We start from the raw sequence: 722 nt of genomic DNA, 5'->3' as shown, positions 1-722 counted from the left end.
CGGCCCCAGCAGAGGCAGAAGCAGAAGCAGAAGCAGAAGCGCCACAAGAACCGGAAGCGCCTCGTATTCAAGAGCAAGACAACCCAACAGAAAGCTTCTTCGCTCGCCTTAAACGCAGCCTTAGCCGTACGAAAGCAAACATTGGTGCTGGTTTCTTTGGTCTGTTCAGCGGTAAAAAAATCGATGACGACCTATTTGAAGAGCTAGAAGAGCAACTGCTCATTGCCGATGTGGGTATGGACACCACCACAAAAATCATCAACAACCTGACAGAAAAAGCCTCTCGAGGTGATCTGAAAGATGGCGAAGCCCTTTATGGTCTGCTGAAAGAAGAAATGGCGGAGATTCTATCTAAAGTAGAACAGCCTCTAGAGATCGACAGCAGCAAAACACCTTATGTCATCTTGATGGTTGGTGTGAATGGTGTGGGTAAAACCACCACCATCGGTAAACTTGCGAAGCAGTTCCAAAGCCAAGGCAAGAAAGTGATGTTAGCGGCTGGCGATACTTTCCGAGCGGCTGCAGTTGAGCAGCTGCAAGTGTGGGGCGAGCGTAACAATGTTCCTGTGATCGCGCAGCATACTGGCGCAGACAGCGCATCGGTTATCTACGATGCGATTGAAGCGGCAAAAGCGCGTGGCGTCGATGTGGTTATCGCCGATACGGCGGGTCGTCTACAAAACAAAGCCAACCTAATGGAAGAGCTACGCAAGATTGTACGT

Annotated in this window: 1 protein-coding gene; it reads left to right on the top strand. The window is 50.1% G+C overall.

All coding sequences use genetic code 11. The annotated features are described in order from the left end of the window. On the top strand, window positions 1–722 hold a 722-nt coding region (locus tag R8N49_RS27075; protein WP_318190443.1), incomplete at both ends, for a signaling recognition particle receptor family protein.

Source organism: Vibrio sp. 1978, from assembly GCF_033344345.1.
Note: the sequence above shows the minus strand (reverse complement) of the source record. Positions and strands in the feature narration are given on the sequence as shown.